Consider the following 15,122-nt stretch of genomic DNA (forward strand, 5'->3'; position numbering starts at 1 on the left):
AAAACAATGGAAGCAATCCTGATAGCGGGCGGCGTGGTCGTCGTCGTGCTGCTGCTCGTGCTGATCGCCATCAGCCGCCTGTACCGCAAGGTGGAGCAGGGCCAGGCGTTGATCGTCAACAAGGTGCGCAGCGCCTACGTCACGTTCACCGGCGGAGTCGTGCTCCCGGTGCTGCACAAGGCCGAGATGATGGACATCTCCGTCAAGACCATCCACATCCAGCGCACCGGCCAGGACGGCCTGATCTGCCAGGACAACATCCGCGCCGACATCCGCATCACGTTCTTCGTGCGGGTCAACAAGACCAGCGAGGACGTCATCAAGGTCGCGCAGGCGATCGGCACGGCCCGCGCCAGCGACCAGCGCACGCTCCAGGAGCTGTTCGACGCCAAGTTCTCCGAGGCGCTCAAGACTGTCGGCAAGCACCTCGACTTCGTCGACCTCTACACCAAGCGCAACGAGTTCCGCGATCGCATCCTCTCGGTGATCGGCACCGACCTCAACGGCTACAGCCTCGAGGACGCGGCCATCGACTACCTCGAGCAGACCCCGATGGCGCAGCTCGACGCCAGCAACATCCTCGACGCGCAGGGCATCCGCAAGATCACCGAGCTGACGGCGATCGAGCACGTGCGGACCAACGAGTTCCAGCGCAACGAGGAGAAGGAGATCACCAAGCAGAACGTGGACGCCCGCGAGGCGATCCTCGAGCTGGAACGCAGGCAGGCCGACGCGGAGAACCGGCAGCGCCGGGAGATCGAGACGATGAAGGCCCGCGAGGAGGCCGAGACCCAGAAGGTGCAGGCGGAGGAGCGGCTCAAGTCGCAGTCCGCGCAGCTGCGCACCGACGAGCAGCTCGGCATCCAGGACCAGAACCGGGCCCGCGAGGTCGCCGTCGCGGAGAAGAACCGCGAGCGGGTCATCGCGATCGAGTCCGAGCGCATCGAGAAGGACCGCCTGCTGGAGGTCGTGGCGCGCGACCGGGAGATCGCGCTCGCCAACGCCGCCAAGGACAAGGAGGTCGAGGTCGAGAAGCGCTCGGTCGCCGAGGTCGTCCGGGAGCGCATCGCCGTCGACAAGACCGTCGCCGAGCAGGAGGAGAACATCAAGCGCCTCCGCGCGGTCGAGGAGGCAGAGCGCACTCGTCAGGCGGTCATCATCGCCGCGGAGGCGGAGGCGCAGGAGAACCTCGTCAAGGACATCAAGGCGGCCGAGGCGGCGGAGGCCGCGGCCAAGCACAAGGCACGCGAGGAGCTGACCCTCGCCGAGGCGCGGCAGCAGACCGCGGACCTCGACGCCCGCGCCAAGATCCGCCTGGCGGAAGGCATCCAGGCCGAAGCGGCAGCGGCGGGTCTCGCCGACGTGCTGGTCAGGGAGCGTGACGCCGAGGCCGTCGAGAAGGTCGGCCGCGCGGAAGCCGTCGTGGTCAGGGAGAAGGCGCTCGCCAACGCGGAGGGCATCGAGAAGGTCGGTCGCGCCGAGGCCGTCGCGGACCGTGAGAAGGCGCTCGCCGGCGCCGACGCGCTGCGCGAAAGGCTGAAGGGCGAGGCGGAGGGCCTCACCGAGAAGGCCGCCGCGATGGCCGCACTCGACGACGCGTCCCGTGGCCACGAGGAGTTCCGGCTGCGGCTGGAGTCGGAGAAGGAGCTGCGGCTCGCGGGCATCCAGGCGCAGCGCGAGGTCGCCGAGTCGCAGGCCATGGTGCTGGCGGCCGGGCTGGAGAAGGCCGACATCGACATCGTCGGCGGCGAGAGCATGTTCTTCGACAAGCTCATGGGGTCGATCGCGCTCGGCAAGAGCGTCGACGGGTTCGTGCAGAACTCCGACGTGGCGAGGGCGGTCGCGGGCCCGTACCTCAACGGGGACGCGAACCTGGCCGAGGACATCAAGCAGATCCTGTCCTCGCTGGGGACCGACGACGTGAAGAACCTGTCCATGTCGGCGATGCTGATGAAGATGATGAAGGACGGCGGTCCGCAGGCGTCACGGATCCAGGAGCTGCTCGCGGGCGGCCTGCCCGTGGTGGAGCGGGTGCCTGACTCTCCTGCCGGCGTCATCTCCACCAAGCCGTGACCGCCACGGTCACCGCGCCCGCGACGGTCCAGGACGGGCTCGACGCACGTACGTACGAGGTGCTGCGGGCTCGGCTCGCCGACCAGGCCAAGGAGCTGGCCCGGCGTGCCGAGACCCTCAACACCCGGCGGCTCGAGGCGTTCGGCGCCACCGTGCTGCGGCTCGTCGGCAACGAGCGGATCCGTACCGAGCACAACTGCGTGCCGCGTGACATCGTGTCCATCCCGGACGGTGACGGCGACGCCAGTGGGCTGATGTTGTTCGGCTACAACGTCTTCATCGGGCTTCGGCCGGAGACTACCGTCGACGACGTCTTCTCGCTGCACCGCTTCACCCGCGACGGCGAGGCGTTCCGGTTCGAGGACGCCGGTGGCGAGCGTCCGGAGCTGCTCGCCGACGAGCGGTTCCGGTGCGAGTTCACCGAGCTGTACCGGTACTACCGGGAGACGCGGCTCATGCAGCTGCGGCCGGTGGAGGGCAAGCTGCTGGCGGTGTTCCAGACCGGTCCGCGCACCGAGGACATCAAGGTGCTGCGCTGGGCGGTCGGCGCGGACGGCACACTGTCCTATCTGGACAACGTGGGTGAGCGTGACCACGTGTTCCCGGCCGCGCACGACTTCGAGTGGACCGAGACCACGCGTGACCACCACGTGCTCGGCCGCCACCCGCACATCTCCGTCGAGGACGAGCTGTTCATCGAGACGGTCGGCGGCGACCTGACCGTCAAGATCGAGAACAACACCGAGGTCGGCGAGGGCATCTACCGCGAGCCGGTGGACGAGCCGCTGCAGAGCCTCGCGGACGCGGACGTTCGGTACGCGCGGGTCGGACCGTTGATCCTGCTGAAGATCCTGCCGTACAACGAGAAGACCTACCGGTACCTGGTGTTCAACACCAGGACGAAGACGGTCGTGCGGCTCGACGGCATCGGCCAGGCGTGCCAGCGGCTGCCCGAGGACCAGGGCATCATCTTCCCCGGCGGCTACTACCTTGCCACCGGCGTGTCCCGCACGTTCGACACGGAGACCGACGACCTCGAGTTCGAGCGGGTCATCCGGTCGCCCAACGGCGAGGACGTGCTGTACGTCTTCCACGCGCGTCGCGAAGGCCGGTCGCTTCTCCTGCCGTACAACGTGATCCGCAAGGAGGTCGCGAACCCGCTGCCCTGTCACGGGTACTCGCTGTTCGAGGACGGCACGCTGGTCGCGTTCCGCGCCACGTCGGAGGAACCGACGCGGGTGCACCCGATGCAGGTGTGGCAGACGCCGTACGTGACGGACTCCTTCGCCGCCGCCCAGCCGGTCGGCACCGGGCCGCTGGCACGGATCGGCAACGCGGACCTCGTGCGCGGCATCTCCGACTGCCTCTCCGTGACGCGGATGGTCGAGGAGATGGCGCCGTCGACGCCTGTGTTCGAAGGGCTGATCGCCGCCTGTGCCAGGGCGTTCGACAGCTATCACTGGCTGGGTGAGCAGGAGCTTGGTGACCTGCGTGGTGCGCTCACCGACGTCCGCGCGACTGCCGAGCAGGTGCTCGCCGAGTTCGAGAACGTCAAGGCACTCACCGACACCGCGGCGGCGGAGCTGGCGAAGACCGGGGAGGACGTCGCATCGCTCGTGCGGCGGGTGCGGGGCGAGTCGCCGAGGTCCGCGGACGAGTGGGTCGGCCAGTTGGCGGAGCTGCGGCGTGCGCAGGGACGCTTGGAGACCCTGCGCGAGCTGCGTTACGTGGACACGGCTCGGATCGACGCACACGCGGAGACTCTGAGTTCCGAACTGGACAGTGCCGCGCAGCGGGCCGTCGAGTTCCTGCAGGGCGAGGACGCGTTCACCGGCTACCACGAGAAGGTCGAGGCGCTCGTCACCGAGGCGTCGGCCATCAGGACCGTCGCCGAGGCCGGACCGGTCACCTCGCGGCTCGCCGAGCAGGCCGCCGGGCTGGAGATCGTCACCGAGGTCGTCGGCTCGCTGGACATCGGCGACGCGACCGTGCGCACGAAGATCCTGGAACGCGTCGGCGAGGTGCTCGGCGGGGTCAACCGTGCGCGGGCCACCGTGGACGGTCGGCGCCGCGAGCTGCTCGCGACGGAGGGTCGGGCGGCGTTCGCGGCCGAGTTCGCGTTGCTCGGACAGTCGATCACGGGCGCGCTCGCGGTCGCGGACACGCCACGCAAGTGCGACGAGCAGCTCGGCAGGCTGCTGCTCCAGCTGGAGAACCTCGAATCGCGGTTCAGCGAGTTCGACGACTTCCTCGTCGAGCTGACCGCGAAGCGCACCGACGTCTACGAGGCGTTCTCGTCACGCAAGCAGGCACTGGTCGACGAACAGGCCCGGCGTGCCGACCGGCTGGTCGACTCGGCCTCCCGGATCCTGACCAGCATCACCCGCCGCGTGGCCACATTGTCCACAGTGGACGATATCAACACGTACTTCGCGTCCGACCCCATGGTCGCGAAGGTGCGGTCGGTCGCCGACGACCTGCGTGCCCTCGACGACACCGTGCGCGCGGAGGAACTGGACGGCAGGCTCAAGGCGGCCCGCCAGGAGGCGGCCCGCTCGCTGCGGGACCGTGCGGACCTGTTCGGTGACGGCGGCGAGACGGTTCGTCTCGGTCGGCACCGGTTCGCCGTGAACACGCAGGCCGTCGACCTGACGCTGGTGCCGAAGGACGGCGAGATGGCGCTGGCCGTCACCGGTACCGACTTCCGCACGGTGGTGCGGGATGCCGAGTTCGGCTCGACGAAGGATTTCTGGGACCAGTTCCTGGTGTCGGAGACGGCTGACGTGTACCGGGCCGAGTACCTCGCGACCTCGGTGCTGGCCGAGGGTGTCGCGGACGACGCGGACGTGCTCGACGTGGTCCGCCGCGCGGCCGAGTCCCGCTACGACGAGGGCTACGAGCGCGGCGTGCACGACCACGATGCCGCGGCAATCCTCGAGGTGCTCCAGCGGTTGCTTGCGGGCGCCGGTCTGCTGCGTTACCCGGCCGCGGAACGCGCGCTGGCGCAGCTGTTCTGGGCGCACGGCGTCTCCGACGATGTCCGCAAGGTGTGGTCGACCCGTGCGGGTTCGCTGGCGCGAGCACGGAAGGCGTTCGGCCCGGTCCCGGCGATCGCCTCGCTGTGCGCGGAGCTGGCCGTCGCGATCGACCGGTTCCCTCTGGCGACCGGGAATTCCGCACTGGCCGCCGAGTACCTGTTCGAGGAGCTGGGTGCCACCCCGCTCGGTTTCGTGACCAGCGCGGGTGCGCGGACCCTCGTCGAGCGGTTCCGCCGCGCGTTGGGCGGCCGCCGCGAGTTCGACGACGACCTGCGTGCCCTCGACGACCTCGAGGCGAGGTACCAGCTCGCCACCGCGTGGCTGTCCGCCTTCGTGTCCACACAGGACGAGCTGCCTGCCGACGAGCTGCCGGAGGCCGTGGCGCTGCTGCTGTGCGACCTGCCGAGGCACGACTCGTCCGCGGCCGTGACCGCCACGGTCGAGGGGCTGCTCGGCGCACATCCCCGTGTGGTGGGTGGCCGCATGACCGTGCGGCTCGACGAGATCCTGGCCAGGACCAGGACGTTCCGGCTCGACCGGGTGCCTGCGTTCCGGGCGTACCAGAAGCACCGCAACGAGCTGCTGACCAGGGAGCGCGCCAGGCTGCGGCTGGAGGAGTTCGCGCCGAAGGTCATGAGCGCGTTCGTGCGCAACAAGCTGCTCGACGAGGTCTACCTGCCGCTGATCGGCGACAACCTCGCCAAGCAGCTCGGCGCGGTCGGTGAGGCGAAGCGCACCGATCAGATGGGCCTGCTGCTGCTCATCTCCCCGCCCGGCTACGGCAAGACGACGCTCATGGAGTACGTCGCGAACCGGCTCGGGCTGGTGTTCGTCAAGGTCAACGGCCCCGCGCTCGGCCACGACGTCACGTCGCTCGACCCGGCCGACGCACCCAACGCGACCGCGCGCCAGGAGGTCGAGAAGATCTCGTTCGCGCTGGAGCTGGGCAACAACGTGTTGTTGTACCTGGACGACATCCAGCACACGTCACCGGAGCTGCTGCAGAAGTTCATCTCGCTGTGTGACGCGCAGCGCAGGATGGAGGGTGTGTGGGAGGGCCGCACCAGGACCTACGACCTGCGCGGCAAGCGGTTCGCGGTGTGCATGGCGGGCAACCCGTACACCGAGGCAGGCAAACGGTTCCGCATTCCCGACATGCTGGCCAACCGCGCGGACGTGTGGAACCTCGGTGACGTGCTGTCCGGCCGCGAGGACGAGTTCGCGTTGAGCTACCTGGAGAACTCGCTGACGTCCAACCAGGTGCTGTCCCCACTGTCCACACGCGACAGAGGAGATCTGGAGCTGCTCCTCAGGCTCGCGCGTGGCGAGGAGGTCCGGTCCGACCGGCTGTCGCACCCGTACTCGGCGGTGGAGCTGGACCAGCTCACCTCCGTGCTGCGCAAGCTGCTGCGGGTGCAGGAGGTCGTGCTGGCCAACAACAAGGCCTACATCGCCTCGGCGGCGCAGGCGGACTCGTCACGCACCGAGCCGCCGTTCCTGCTGCAGGGTTCGTACCGAAACATGAACAAGCTGGCCGAGCGCATTGTGCCCGCGATGAATGATCAGGAATTGGAAGCGGCGATCGACGACCACTACGCGGGCGAGGCGCAGACGTTGACATCAGGCGCGGAAGCCAACCTGCTGAAGCTGGCCGAGCTGCGTGGCAGCCTGACCCCCGAGATGGCCGCGCGCTGGACGGACGTCAAGGCGGCTTACCTGCGGGACAAGGCGTTGGGCGGCGCGGAGGACGATCCGATGGTGCGTGCGGTCGGTGCGGTCGGCCTGCTCGCGGACCGGGTGGCCGCGGTGGAATCGGCGATTACCAGGGCAAGTCAACGAATTGGTTGACACCGTGCCCGACTGTGCGGCAATCCGTAGATATTCCGGTGGACGTGCTCGACACGCGTAACCTGTCGGCCGATAAAGTATGTGAAGGGGAGTCGCAAAACCGAGACAGGTGAGTCATGCTGGCGAAGGACTTCGCCGACAGCCATCCGGTGATCACCGCACTGCTGATCGTGGTCGCGCTCGCTCTGGTCGCCGTGGCCGTGTTGTTCCAGCAACCGATCGAACGGCTGCTCGACCGCCTACTGCGAGCACCTTGCGAGGACGGGCCGCCGTCGTCCGGCGCGCTGTGGGTGGACGACCGGCCGGACCACAACGCGCGGCTGCTCAACAGCCTGCGTGGCCAGGGAGTTCGGCTCGACGTGGCGTGCAGCACCGCGGAGGCGGTCGACCGCCTCCGCGAGCACACCTACGCGATCATCGTCTCGGACATGAGCCGCATCGAGGACGGCGACACGGTTCTGCGTGAGCTGGAGCGGGCGAGCCGCCAGGCGCCGGTCGTCATCTTCAGTCCCTTCACCGAAACTTCCGAGCTGTACAGCGACCGTGCGGTCGTCTCCTCGGAGGCGGAGATCAAGGAATGGCTGCGGGCGGTTCACCTCCTGCCATAACGACTACACCTTGTCCAACGCCTGGCCGAAGTCCGCCAGCAGGTCCTCCGCGTCCTCGATGCCCACGGACAGGCGGACCAGGTCGTCCGTGATGCCGGTCGCGGCACGGTCCTCCGGCGTCATGCCGGCGTGCGACGTCGCGGCAGGCCTCGTGATCAACGTCTCCACCCCGCCGAGGCTGGGTGCCACGGCAGGCAGGGTCAGTGCGGCGAAGAACTCCTCGGTGGCCTCGACCCCGCCCGCCAGCCGGAAGCTCAGCATCCCGCCGAAGCCGTTCAGCAACTCGCCCGCGTGGGCGTGGTCGGGATGGTCGGGCAGCCCCGCGTAGTTCACGGCCACCACCTTCGGGGACGACGACAGGAACGACGCGAGCGCCAGGGCGTTCGCGTTCTGCTGACGGACCCGCACCCCCAGCGTCTTGAGGCTGCGGGCAAGGAGGTAGCCGGCGTGCGGGTCGAGGCTGCCGCCGTAGAGGTTGAGCGTGTGGCGAACCCGCTCGACCAGCTCGCCCGATCCCGCGACGGAGCCGGCGACCAGGTCGGAGTGGCCGTTCAGGTACTTGGTGGCACTGTTGAACACGAGGTCGAAGCCCGCGACGACGGGCCGGAAGTTGACCGGTGAGGCGAAGGTGTTGTCCACCACGCTGACGATCCCGTGCTCCCTGGCGAAGGCCACGACCTCACGCAGCCGGGCAACGCGCATCAGGGGGTTGGTGATGGTCTCGACCAGCACTGCCTTCGTGTTGTCCCGCACGGCCCAGGACGAGGGGTCCTGCGGGTCGATCGCCGTGTACTCCCAGCCCAACCGTGCGGCGTGGGCGGTGACGAAGTCGTAGGTGCCCCCGTAGAGGACGTCGCTGACCAGGAGGTGGTCACCCGCGCCGAGGAGCGTGTGCAGGATCGTCGTGACCGCGGCCATGCCCGACGACGTGGCCACGGCCGCCTCCGCACCCTCGAGCGCGGCGAGCTTGTCGTGCAGGTAGGTCTGCGACGGCGTCGAGTTCAGCCGGTGGTACTTGATGTCGTGGTAGCCCTCGCCGGGCTCACTCGTGAACACCGTGCCCTGGAAGATCGGGAACACGACAGAGCCCTCCGGCCCCGGCACCCGCTCGCCCCCGTGCACCGCGAGTGTGTCGAATCGCATGTGGACCTCCTCCTGATCGTCTCCGAGCCGAGCCTACGTCCGGCCCATCCCGAGCACGAGCGTGGCGACGGCCAGCGCGAAGAACACCCCGGGGTAGGCGATGTTGTGGAAGACGCGGGCGCGGGCGTGCACGGCCAGCGCGCCCGCGAAGAACAGCACGAGCCCGACCGCGGCGGCCAAACCGACCACGTCCATGGCCAGACCGACGACGAGTCCTACCGCACCGGCCGCCTTGAGCAACCCGAGCGGCACGACCCAGCGCGGTGGGATGCCGAGCTCGGCCGAGTTGTCGAGCACGAACCGCGCGCGGGTGAGGTCGGCAACGGCCGCGGCCAGGTTGAACACGATCGTCACACCCGCGACGACGAGGTAGAGGGACATGCGCCCAGTCGACCCGCGTTCCGGCGCCATGGCCAATACCTGCGTCGATAACCTGGCGGCATGGACGTCGACACCCGCCTGCTGCGGTACTTCGCCGCGGTCGCCGAGGAGGGCAACCTGACCCGGGCGGCCGAGCGGCTGTTCGTGTCGCAGCCTGCGCTGACCAAACAGGTGAGGCAGCTGGAGTCGCAGCTGGGTGTCCGGTTGTTCACCCGCTCCCACACCGGCATGACGCTGACGGAACCGGGTGCGGCGTTGGCGGCCCGCGTGCCGACGCTGCTGGCGTCGTGGGACAGCGTCCTGCGGGAGACGAGGGGCGCCGCGAGCCGGGCGTCACGGGTGCTGCGAATCGGTTTTCTGGGCAGCGCCGTGAACGAGGCGACGCAGGACATCATCGCCGCGTTCACGGCCAGCCGCCCCGGCTGGCGGGTGGAGATGCGTCAGGGCTCGTGGGGGAACCCGACCGCGGGTCTGTCGGCGGGTGACGTGGACGCCGGACTGCTGCGCCTCCCCTTCCCGGGTCAGGAAAACCTGCGGGTGGAGCCGCTCCTGACGGAACCCCGCTGGGTCGCCCTGTCGAGTGCCCACCCGCTGGCGTCCGCCCCCGAGATCGCCTTCGGGGCCCTGTGGGAGGAGCCGTTCGTGGCGGCACCACCGGAAACCGGCGCGTGGCGCGACTACTGGCTTGCCACCGACGCCCGGCAGGGCAGAGAGCCCCTGATAGGCGCCGTGACAGACCAGCCGGACGCCTGGCTCACCGCGATAGCCAACGGTTACGGCGTGGCGCTCGCCCCCGAGTCCGCCGCCCGCTTCTACAACCGCCCGGGCATCACCTACCGCCCGGTGACCGGCATCAGTCCCAGCCAGGTAGCGGTCGCGTGGGCCCCGGCCGACGATGACAACCTCGTCATCCAGGACTTCGTGCAGTGCTGCCTGGAGCTCAGAAGGTGACGAGTGGCAGTCCGAGTTGGCATCCAGAGCGTCGAAAAGGATAGATTGTCGTAGGTTTTCGACGAAAGAGGCGCTGTGTGCACGCGATGACGGTCGGGAGGTGACCATGCTGGTTCGATTCGAGGTATCGAATTTCCGTTCGATACGTCAACCCGTCGAGCTGTCGATGGTCGCTGTCGACCGGGATCGGGTCGAGTCACGGCCCGCGCCCAACCTCGGCGAGCATCTGCTCACGGTCGCGGCCGTCTTCGGTCCCAACGCCTCCGGGAAGTCCAACATCCTCGCAGCGCTGAACTGGCTTCGAACGGGGATTCGTGACTCCCTTCGATTCTGGGACGACGAGATCCCCGTCGAGCTGTTCGCCTTTGTGGACAGTCCTGGACCGTCGCAGTTCACGGTCGAGGCCGTCGTCTCCGGCGTGCGGTTCGAGTACGTGGTCGAACTGGATCGTGAGGCCGTTCACTACGAGGGCCTGTTCCACTACCCGGAGAAGAAGCGCCGACGAATCTTCGAACGCGAGGGAACCGAGTTCACCCTGCAGCGCGGACTCGGAAGCCTGTCCGGCACCCGCGAGCTGCTGACGAGTCGTGCCTTGGCGCTGTCCATCGCGCGGCGGTTCGACGAGCCGTTGGTCGCGGACTTCGCGAACTACCTGATCGACACACAAGCACTCGGACCTCGAGCTTCCGTGCCTGAGTACCCGCGCGGAGACCGGTGGGCACGACGTTCCCATGTCACCTCGACCCGTCAGCTGTTCGAGAGGCTCGACGACAACGGCCAGGAGACACTTCTTGGTGTGGATGATCCCCTGGAGAAGGATCGGAGGCAGGTCCTGGCCCTGCTGCGAATGGCTGATCTCGGCATCGTCGACGTTCTGGTCGAGCGGGATCGACGGACGCAACGAGTTCGCCTCGTGCACCGGACCGAAGATGGGACAAGGCCGCTCGACTTTTCGGCCGAGTCCGAAGGCACTCGTACGTGGTTCGATCTGATCGGTCCGGTTCTCAGTGCACTCAGGGAAGGCTCGTTGTTCCTGTTCGACGAGCTCGACGCGAGCCTGCACCCCACGCTGTCGATGCACCTGATTCGCCTGTTCCACGACCCGGCGACCAACCCAAGGGGTGCTCAGCTGATCTTCACCTCGCACGATACGAGCCTGCTCAACCACCTCAACCGCGACGAGGTCTGGTTCACCGAGAAACTGGAGGACGGTGCGACGCGGCTCGGTGCGTTGGCCGAGTTCGCCGGAGAACGGGTACGCAGATCGCAGAACCTCGAAAAGGCATACCTGCACGGTCGGTTCGGTGCGCTGCCGGACGTGGACAGAACGGAGATACTCCGTGCGCTTGGTCTGATCGGCTGACCCTGATGGCACCACGAAGGACTCGCGCGAAAGACCTCAGGCGAAAGACCGCGAACCGCCCGGAGCGCAAGACGGTCGTCGTGTTCTGTGAGGGCGAGGCATCGGAACCGGACTACGTCAACGCGTTGAAACGGTTGTCAGGCGTCCGTGGCAGTGCCTCGATCAACATCGAGGTTGCCACGGAGCGAGGTGTGCCGTTGACACTGGTGCGCCGGGCTGTCGACCGGGCGCGTGACGACGAGGTCGACGAATGCTGGTGCGTCTTCGACGTCGAGTGGCCACGGCATCACCCCAACCTGAAGGAGGCCGTCCGTCTGGCCGAAGAGCACGGCATCAGGCTCGCGATCTCGAACCCGTGCTTCGAGGTGTGGCTGATTCTTCACTTCGAGGACCAGACCGCCTTCCTGAACACGGACGAAGCCGAGCGCAGGAGTCGCAAGCTGGACGGGCGGACTGGCAAGCGGATCGACGGCGACACGTACATGCCACTCCGTGCCGTCGCCGCGAAGCGGGCCCTGCGGCTCACCCAGCTTCACGAAAAGAACGCCACGTCGTTCCCGCGAGACAATCCCTCCTCGTCGATGTGCGACCTCCTCGCCGCGATCGAGCCAGGCACGACGTCATTCGTTCGCGGCACTGTCTAGTCGGCGGAGCTGTTCCTCGAGAATCCTCGCGTGTGCGTCGATGACAGACGCAGGCTCGGCGGTTCTGTGCAGTTCGAGGTAGTCGGTGAGCTGTGCGATCTCGGTGGCGAGCAACGCGGCTCGGCCGACTACGCCGGTCAGCCAGCGTTCCGCGTCGGTGGGGTCCGGCATGGCTCACGCACGTGGGCGTGCGTGTCCCGCCAGCCCGCTGGTGTCGAGGCCGTGCGCGGCGAAGCTGTAGAGCCGGATCTCCGTGCCGTCCGGGTCGTGGAAGCTGACGATCCAGCCGATGCTCGCGTTGATCACCGGTGAGTGCTCGACGCCCAGCTCGTCGAGGCGGATGACCCAGGCCTCCGCGGCCTCCCGGTCCGCGATGCCGAAGCTGACCGGGTCGAAACCCGCGAAGCCCTCGGCCGCCCGCGGGTTCTCCCGCAACGCGATGCCCGCGTCGCCGAGGCCGGGGATCGTTCCCGCGACGCCGCGCACGACGCCGTCCTCGTCCGGGAACTCGAGCTCGAACGTGAACCCGAAGACCCGCTCGTACCAGTCGATGCTGGTGGCGATGTCGCGCACCGGGAACTTGACGTGGTGGATGCCGGTGATCACGGCGTCTGTCATGGCGACTCCCTTGAATGCAGTAACACTGCAATGAACGATGCTAGAATGCATCGCATGAGCAGTGATGTCAACCGCGCCTACCGGTCGCCCCGACGTGCGGAGGCGGCTCGCCAGACCCGTCAGCTGATCCGTGACGCGGCGTTCCGGCTGTTCGTCGAGCAGGGCATCACCGTGACCACCATGCGCCAGATCGCCGCCGAGGCCGGCGTCGCCGAACGCACCGTCTACACGGCCTTCCCGTCGAAGATCGCGCTCTTCCACGAGGTCATGGACATCAGGACGGTCGGGGACGAGCTGCCCGTCCCGGTGTCCGACCGCGCCGAGTTCACCGCGTCCCAGTCCGAGCCCGACCCGCACGAGGCCGTGCGGCAGTTCGTGGACTTCGGCTGCGCGTTGCTCGAACGGGTCGGCGACCTGATCATGGCGGCCATCGAGTCGTCCGGTGCGGATCCGGACATGCGCGAGTGGTCCACCCGCGCGTCGGACGAGACCTCGAAGAACATCAACGCGGTCGCCCAGGCGTGGAAGGACGCCGGCTTCCTCCGCGACGACCTCACCGCGGACGAGGCAGGCGCCGCCATGTACGCACTCAGCTCGCCACACGTCCACCACCTACTGCGGCGGCGCCAGGGCTGGTCGGTCGAGCGGTACCGGACCTGGGTGATCACGACGATCACCACGACGATGCTGAGCTGAGCCTCACGGCACGACGTCGTTCTCCCAGGCCCACGCCGCGATCTCGACGCGGTTGCGCAGACCCAGCTTGCGTTGCACACCAGCCACGTGACCCTTGACCGTGCTCAGCGAGATGAACAGCGCGGCGGCGATCTCCTGGTTCGTCCTGCCCCTCGAGATGGCCAGCACGACCTCCAGCTCCCGTTCGGACAGTGGCCGCGTCGACGATCCCCGCCGCACGCGGCGCAGCAGGCGCGGGGTGATGGACGGCGAGACGAGCGTGCCGCCCGTGTGCGCGGCGCGGACCGCCTCGACCAGCAGTGCCGGGCCCGCGTCCTTCAGGACGAAGCCGACCGCGCCGCCACGCAGCGCGCCGTACACGTACTCGTCGTCGTCGAAGGTGGTCACCACGACCACGCGCAGCGGGTCGGTGACGGCCGGGCCCGCCAGCGCGCGGGTGACCTCGACGCCGTCGAGCCCCGGCATCCGGATGTCCACCAGGCACACGTCCGGCCGCAGCCGCCGCGCCAGCTCGACCGCCGTGACCCCGTCCTCGGCCTCGGCGACCACCTCGATGTCGGGTTCACCGGACAGGAGCAGCCGCAGGCCGCTGCGGACCATGGCCTGGTCGTCGGCCAGCAGGACGCGGATGGTCATCGCGACTCGCGCAGCGGCAGCGTCGCGCGTACCGCCCAGCCGTGGCCCGGTCGCGGGCCCGCGACCAGCGCTCCGCCGAGTGCCTCGACACGTTCACGCATGCCGACCAGGCCGTACCCGCCACGGTGGGGCCGGCCGGGCGGACCGTCGTCCACGACGTCCACGGTGACGGCCTGCCCGTCCTGTGTGACGTCGACCGTGACCGAACGGGCCCGCGGCGCGTGCCTGGCGACGTTGGTGAGCGACTCCTGGACGATCCGGTACACGGTGCCGCGCACCTCGTTCGACCACCCGTCCTCGCCGTCGGGGAGCCGCAGCCGCACCGAGGGGCCGTCGAAGCGGGCGACCAGCTCTGTCAACGGCTCGAACCTCGCGGCGACCGGCGCGTCGCGGGTGTCCCGCAGCACGCCGACGACCCGGCGCATCGCGGTCAGCGCGTCCGTGCTCGCGGTCTCGATGCCGGCGAGCGACTCGGCCAGGTCGGGCGGGCTCCGCCGCCTGGCGGCCTGTGCGTGGAGCACGATCCCGGTGACGTGGTGGGCGACGACGTCGTGCAGCTCCCGTGCGAGCGCCAGCCGTTCGTCGTGGCGGACCGCCTCGGCGGCCGCCTCGCCGCGGGCGTCGAGCAGCCGCAGGCCGAGTCCACACGCGACGGCGCCGACCCAGCCGAGGACGTTCAGCGTCGGCACGGCCGGCAGAACGCCAGGCGCGGCGAGCCAGCCCGCCAGCAGCACGGCGAACCCGCCCGCGACGACGGCACCGGCGCGTGGCAACGGACGTACCCGCACCTCGGCGGCGACCAGCACAGCCAGCCCGAGTGCCATGGCGGGACTCGGTTCGACCGGCAGGTGGGCGAACCGAGTGACCAGCACCGCGCCTGCCGCGACCGCGAGCCCCGCGCCCGCGGCCCACCCCCGCCGACGCAGGAGCGCGAGCCCGCACACCACCGCGCCTGCCGCACAGCCGAACACCCAGTAGTGGCCTCCCCAGCTGCCCGCGACCGCGACCGCCTGGAGCGCCAGCGCCCCGGCGAACCCGGCGGCGGCCGACACCTCCCGAATGTCCACGTGGTGAGGCTACGAAAGTGTCACCCGTCCGCCGAATCGGCCGAAAGTACTGTTGT

General features: G+C 68.9%; 13 protein-coding genes. 7 read left to right on the forward strand and 6 right to left on the reverse strand.

Annotation, left to right across the window (positions count from 1 at the left end; translation table 11 throughout):
- Nucleotides 1–6 precede the first annotated feature (6 nt).
- The 3 genes from CLV71_RS25470 to CLV71_RS25480 all read left to right on the forward strand — a co-directional run bounded on the left by CLV71_RS25470 (nt 7) and on the right by CLV71_RS25480 (nt 7,567).
- Entirely contained in the window at nt 7–2,073 is a 2,067-nt protein-coding gene (locus CLV71_RS25470; protein WP_133905371.1) for an SPFH domain-containing protein, read from the forward strand.
- Entirely contained in the window at nt 2,070–6,959 is a 4,890-nt protein-coding gene (locus CLV71_RS25475; protein ID WP_133905372.1) for a DNA repair ATPase, read from the forward strand. Before CLV71_RS25470 ends, CLV71_RS25475 begins: the two co-directional genes overlap by 4 nt.
- Nucleotides 6,960–7,075: 116 nt before the next feature.
- On the forward strand, nt 7,076–7,567 hold the full coding sequence (locus CLV71_RS25480; RefSeq protein WP_133905373.1) for a response regulator: 492 nt from the start codon (nt 7,076–7,078) through the stop codon (nt 7,565–7,567).
- 3 nt (nt 7,568–7,570) lie between these two features.
- Here CLV71_RS25480 and CLV71_RS25485 read toward each other — a convergent pair whose 3' ends face one another.
- Together CLV71_RS25485 and CLV71_RS25490 are read right to left on the reverse strand one after the other, a co-directional pair.
- Nucleotides 7,571–8,710, reverse strand: coding sequence for a trans-sulfuration enzyme family protein (locus tag CLV71_RS25485; RefSeq protein WP_133905374.1), 1,140 nt, complete (start codon nt 8,708–8,710; stop codon nt 7,571–7,573).
- A gap of 33 nt (nt 8,711–8,743) precedes the next feature.
- Nucleotides 8,744–9,091: a DoxX family protein gene (locus tag CLV71_RS25490; protein ID WP_133905375.1), complete on the reverse strand. Its 348-nt coding sequence runs from the start codon at nt 9,089–9,091 to the stop codon at nt 8,744–8,746.
- A gap of 60 nt (nt 9,092–9,151) precedes the next feature.
- Here CLV71_RS25490 and CLV71_RS25495 point away from each other — a divergent pair, with 60 nt between their 5' ends.
- The 3 genes from CLV71_RS25495 (at nt 9,152) to CLV71_RS25505 (ending at nt 12,049) form a co-directional block, all read left to right on the forward strand.
- The gene (locus tag CLV71_RS25495) at nt 9,152–10,042 is read left to right on the forward strand and encodes a LysR family transcriptional regulator (RefSeq protein WP_133905376.1); all 891 of its coding nucleotides are present in this window, start codon (nt 9,152–9,154) and stop codon (nt 10,040–10,042) included.
- A 106-nt stretch (nt 10,043–10,148) separates the two neighbouring features.
- On the forward strand, nt 10,149–11,405 hold the full coding sequence (locus tag CLV71_RS25500) for an AAA family ATPase (RefSeq protein WP_133905683.1): 1,257 nt from the start codon (nt 10,149–10,151) through the stop codon (nt 11,403–11,405).
- Nucleotides 11,406–11,410: 5 nt separating this feature from the next.
- Nucleotides 11,411–12,049, forward strand: a complete 639-nt coding sequence (locus CLV71_RS25505; RefSeq protein ID WP_133905377.1) for an RloB family protein — start codon at nt 11,411–11,413, stop codon at nt 12,047–12,049.
- On the opposite strand, the gene CLV71_RS25510 is transcribed toward CLV71_RS25505, so the two are convergent.
- Both CLV71_RS25510 and CLV71_RS25515 read right to left on the reverse strand, forming a co-directional pair.
- Nucleotides 12,026–12,220: a hypothetical protein gene (locus tag CLV71_RS25510; RefSeq protein ID WP_133905378.1), complete on the reverse strand. Its 195-nt coding sequence runs from the start codon at nt 12,218–12,220 to the stop codon at nt 12,026–12,028. The two genes, CLV71_RS25505 and CLV71_RS25510, sit on opposite strands and share 24 nt — an antisense overlap.
- 3 nt (nt 12,221–12,223) lie before the next feature.
- The gene (locus CLV71_RS25515; RefSeq protein ID WP_133905379.1) at nt 12,224–12,667 is read right to left on the reverse strand and encodes a VOC family protein; all 444 of its coding nucleotides are present in this window, start codon (nt 12,665–12,667) and stop codon (nt 12,224–12,226) included.
- Nucleotides 12,668–12,721: 54 nt separating this feature from the next.
- Here CLV71_RS25515 and CLV71_RS25520 point away from each other — a divergent pair, with 54 nt between their 5' ends.
- Nucleotides 12,722–13,363 (forward strand): TetR/AcrR family transcriptional regulator, encoded by a 642-nt coding sequence (locus CLV71_RS25520; protein ID WP_208297759.1) that lies wholly within the window; start codon nt 12,722–12,724, stop codon nt 13,361–13,363.
- A 3-nt stretch (nt 13,364–13,366) separates the two neighbouring features.
- On the opposite strand, the gene CLV71_RS25525 is transcribed toward CLV71_RS25520, so the two are convergent.
- Together CLV71_RS25525 and CLV71_RS25530 are read right to left on the reverse strand one after the other, a co-directional pair.
- Nucleotides 13,367–13,999: a response regulator gene (locus tag CLV71_RS25525; RefSeq protein ID WP_133905381.1), complete on the reverse strand. Its 633-nt coding sequence runs from the start codon at nt 13,997–13,999 to the stop codon at nt 13,367–13,369.
- Nucleotides 13,996–15,066 (reverse strand): sensor histidine kinase, encoded by a 1,071-nt coding sequence (locus CLV71_RS25530; RefSeq protein ID WP_208297760.1) that lies wholly within the window; start codon nt 15,064–15,066, stop codon nt 13,996–13,998. The genes CLV71_RS25525 and CLV71_RS25530 overlap by 4 nt, the downstream gene beginning before the upstream one ends.
- Between the last annotated feature and the right edge of the window lie 56 nt (nt 15,067–15,122).

The organism is Actinophytocola oryzae, assembly GCF_004364325.1.
GTDB lineage: Bacteria > Actinomycetota > Actinomycetes > Mycobacteriales > Pseudonocardiaceae > Actinophytocola > Actinophytocola oryzae.

Excerpts from the sequence above, each read along its gene's own strand:
- CLV71_RS25470 (WP_133905371.1), top strand. The coding sequence starts at position 7 with ATGGAAGCAATCCTGATAGCGGGCGGCGTGGTCGTCGTCGTGCTGCTG.
- CLV71_RS25480 (WP_133905373.1), top strand. The coding sequence starts at position 7,076 with ATGCTGGCGAAGGACTTCGCCGACAGCCATCCGGTGATCACCGCACTG.
- CLV71_RS25485 (WP_133905374.1), bottom strand. The coding sequence starts at position 8,710 with ATGCGATTCGACACACTCGCGGTGCACGGGGGCGAGCGGGTGCCGGGG.
- CLV71_RS25490 (WP_133905375.1), bottom strand. The coding sequence starts at position 9,091 with ATGTCCCTCTACCTCGTCGTCGCGGGTGTGACGATCGTGTTCAACCTG.
- CLV71_RS25495 (WP_133905376.1), top strand. The coding sequence starts at position 9,152 with ATGGACGTCGACACCCGCCTGCTGCGGTACTTCGCCGCGGTCGCCGAG.
- CLV71_RS25500 (WP_133905683.1), top strand. The coding sequence starts at position 10,149 with ATGCTGGTTCGATTCGAGGTATCGAATTTCCGTTCGATACGTCAACCC.
- CLV71_RS25505 (WP_133905377.1), top strand. The coding sequence starts at position 11,411 with ATGGCACCACGAAGGACTCGCGCGAAAGACCTCAGGCGAAAGACCGCG.
- CLV71_RS25510 (WP_133905378.1), bottom strand. The coding sequence starts at position 12,220 with ATGCCGGACCCCACCGACGCGGAACGCTGGCTGACCGGCGTAGTCGGC.
- CLV71_RS25515 (WP_133905379.1), bottom strand. The coding sequence starts at position 12,667 with ATGACAGACGCCGTGATCACCGGCATCCACCACGTCAAGTTCCCGGTG.
- CLV71_RS25520 (WP_208297759.1), top strand. The coding sequence starts at position 12,722 with ATGAGCAGTGATGTCAACCGCGCCTACCGGTCGCCCCGACGTGCGGAG.
- CLV71_RS25525 (WP_133905381.1), bottom strand. The coding sequence starts at position 13,999 with ATGACCATCCGCGTCCTGCTGGCCGACGACCAGGCCATGGTCCGCAGC.